We start from the raw sequence: 2,641 nt of genomic DNA, 5'->3' as shown, positions 1-2,641 counted from the left end.
TCGGGCCAGCTCTGCGCGGCGGCGGCCGACCAGCCGGGCCACGTCGACCCGTTCGCGGGCGAGAAGATGGTCAAGGGTGCGTGCCCGGACGTTTGCGGCTGCACGGGCCTTCTGCCTGGCCTGGCGGTCTCGTGCCTTTCGCGCGGCGGCTTTCCGTGCGCGGGCAGCCGCGTGGGCTTCCTGCTCCTGCTGGTGGCGTTGCTGGGCGGCATGCTCGGTCGGGCCGGTCATCCGAACTTGATCAACGGCTGGGTGTGTGCGCGCAGGGCCTTCAACGCCCTCGCCTGCTTCCGCGTCCGGTTGTCTGCGTCCCAGCCCGAGAGGCCCGGAGACTGCGTGAGCCCGATCCGCCACCGGACCGTTCCCACCTCCTTGCCGGAGCCGAAATTCGAGACACCTGTCTGCGTGAAAGTGCGTACGAGGAGCGACCCGAGGGGCGACTTGCCGAGATAGTCGTTGACCTGCCAGTCATCGATACCGAGAAGCTTGCCAATCTCGGCGTCGGTGAGAGGCTTGTCGGTGAGCATCTGCGCGACCGCCAGGCTTTTCGCGTCGAACTTCTCACCGCCGACCGTCACCGACCCGTCGGGATGGACGGTGACCGCTTCGGCCATGGCGTGGTCGAACGGGTAGTCGCCGCTGCCCTTCTCGATGAGACGCCCCACGGCCTCGTGATGCTCGGTCACCTGGGCTGCGTACCGAGCGCGGCGTGCAAGTTCCGCGTTCGCGACGGCCAGCGGCTTACGCTTCTTGAACTCGGCTTGATACGCCTCGTAGCCGATGGACTTGTCGACGTCCGCCATGATCGTGGATGGGTTGATACCGAGTAGGGCGAGCTCGTTCACGTGCGCCGAACCTCGGAGGTCGAGCAACGGCGGCGGGAGCTTCGGCGCGACGGGGGTGACCTTGGACTGTGCGGGGGTGGTCTTGGCTGGCGGGGACGCCGGAACCTTCGCCGCGGTCGACGGCTTCTTCGCACCCACGGCCGGCACCTTCCCAGCCGTTGCCTTGACCGACTTCTTCGCGGGGGCCTTCGACGCGGCTTTGAGGTCCGCGAGTTTCTGCCCTCCCGACAGGCCCTTCTTGGCCTTCGCGTGCACCCCGCACACCGGTTCGCCGACCCTGGCGTTGTTCTTGCACCGCGTGCCCTTGAGAGTCGTGGCTGAGCATTTCGGCTTTGGAACGGCGGGCATGCTCACCTCGCGGATCTGGTCAGGCAGCCTGCTGGAGGGGTTCGCGGAGCGGCCCATGCCACAGCGGCTCAGTTGTCTTGATCAGGTACCTGACGGCGTCACAGCTGTGGTCCTCGGTCTTCACCGGCTTCTCTTCGCCACGCTCCGACGCCTCGTCGTCCCATGAGTACGAGCCGACCTCGTCGATGAAGCCGCGGCACGAGCGGTGGACCCGGATCCGGTCCTGGCCCATGAGCGACGCGACCATGCGGATGCCGTCGAGCACCGCGTTGTCGGCGTTCATCACGTTGCTGACGCCGTCGCGGTACAGCTGCGTCACGAACGACGCAGCCGACGGGTCGACGCAGATGTACTCCGGCCGCACCCCGCGCAGCTCGGTGCCCGGGATCGGGGTGGTCGCGTGGAACTCCTGCAACGCCTGCGAGTACTCGGCATCCGTCTTCTGCCGACGGTGCATTTTCGACTCGTACCGGTATTCGCGGACGAGGTGGATCCGCCGGTCGGTACCGATCCCTCCGACGATCGCCGCGAACGGGTTTACCTGGCCGTGGTCGACGCCCGTACCGATCCACCTGGTGATCGTCGGGATGGTGTCTTCGACCATGCGGGTCTCGTCCCACATGTCGTACACGACGCCTTCCGCCATGATCCATCGGCCTTCGATGAACCGGGCGTACCAGAGGCCGACGTACTCCCGTTTCAGGGCTTCGACGTATGACGGGTCGAGGCTGGGATTGTCGTCGATCGTGAAGTGGAAGTGCGCGAGGCCGTCGCCGAGCTCATCGGCACGAAGAAGGAACTTTTTCCGGAGCCAGTGGCCGGGCGAGTCCGGGTTCGTCGAGCCGATCAGCCTGCTGTAGGGGAGGCTGAGACGGGCGAGCGCCTGCTGGAACATGGCTTCCGGCGACAGGGCCAGCTCGTCATAGAGGATGATCTTTGCGGTGGCGCCTCGGATGCGTCCCTCGGAACGGGAGTCGGAGGCGCCGACGATGTGAACGGTCTGGCCGAGGATCGTCGCCACGGTCGACCCGCGGGTGTGGTGGACGTGCGCGGCGATCGGGCCGAACAGGGCTTCGTCCTGCAGCGGCTCGATCAGGTTCCGTTCCGCGGTCTGCAGGGTGCGCGCGATGATCAGATTGAGGCCCGTGCGGTCGGCCGTCTCGTTCAGTGCGAGGAGGAACGCGACCAGCGAGGACAGGGTCTTCCCGGACCGGACCGCACCGTCCATGATCGTGAGTCGGGTGTGGCGGGTCGCGACGATCGCCCGGATCTGCTTCGGAGACAGCGGCAGCGATTCGAGGTTCACCGGTCCGGCGGCAGCTCGTCCACGGCGACCTCAAGGGCCCGCGCAAGGTTCCCGAGCATCGACCGGGCGGCCTGCGACCCGTCGCCCTGGTCGAGCTGCTCCAGCTTCGTCGCGGTCCCCATGTAGCCGCTGATCGCAGAGG

At 67.1% G+C, this 2,641-nt stretch carries 3 protein-coding genes; all 3 read right to left on the bottom strand.

The window, feature by feature from the left end; translation table 11 throughout:
* Positions 1-231 (bottom strand): hypothetical protein (locus AC08OO_RS21805; RefSeq protein WP_476618996.1); only part of this gene is annotated, 231 nt, incomplete at its 3' end.
* On the bottom strand, positions 228-1,250 hold the full coding sequence (locus AC08OO_RS21800) for a hypothetical protein (protein ID WP_476618995.1): 1,023 nt from the start codon (positions 1,248-1,250) through the stop codon (positions 228-230). The genes AC08OO_RS21805 and AC08OO_RS21800, both read right to left, overlap by 4 nt.
* Positions 1,213-2,499 carry a PBSX family phage terminase large subunit gene (locus AC08OO_RS21795; protein ID WP_476618994.1) on the bottom strand — a complete coding sequence of 429 codons (1,287 nt, stop codon included), beginning with the start codon at positions 2,497-2,499 and terminating at the stop codon, positions 1,213-1,215. The genes AC08OO_RS21800 and AC08OO_RS21795 overlap by 38 nt, the downstream gene beginning before the upstream one ends.
* Positions 2,500-2,641 lie beyond the last annotated feature (142 nt).

The sequence above is a fragment of the Frankia sp. CeCAU1 genome (assembly GCF_977971845.1).
Note: the sequence above shows the minus strand (reverse complement) of the source record. Positions and strands in the feature narration are given on the sequence as shown.

Excerpts from the sequence above, each read along its gene's own strand:
- AC08OO_RS21800 (WP_476618995.1), bottom strand. The coding sequence starts at position 1,250 with ATGGGCCGCTCCGCGAACCCCTCCAGCAGGCTGCCTGACCAGATCCGC.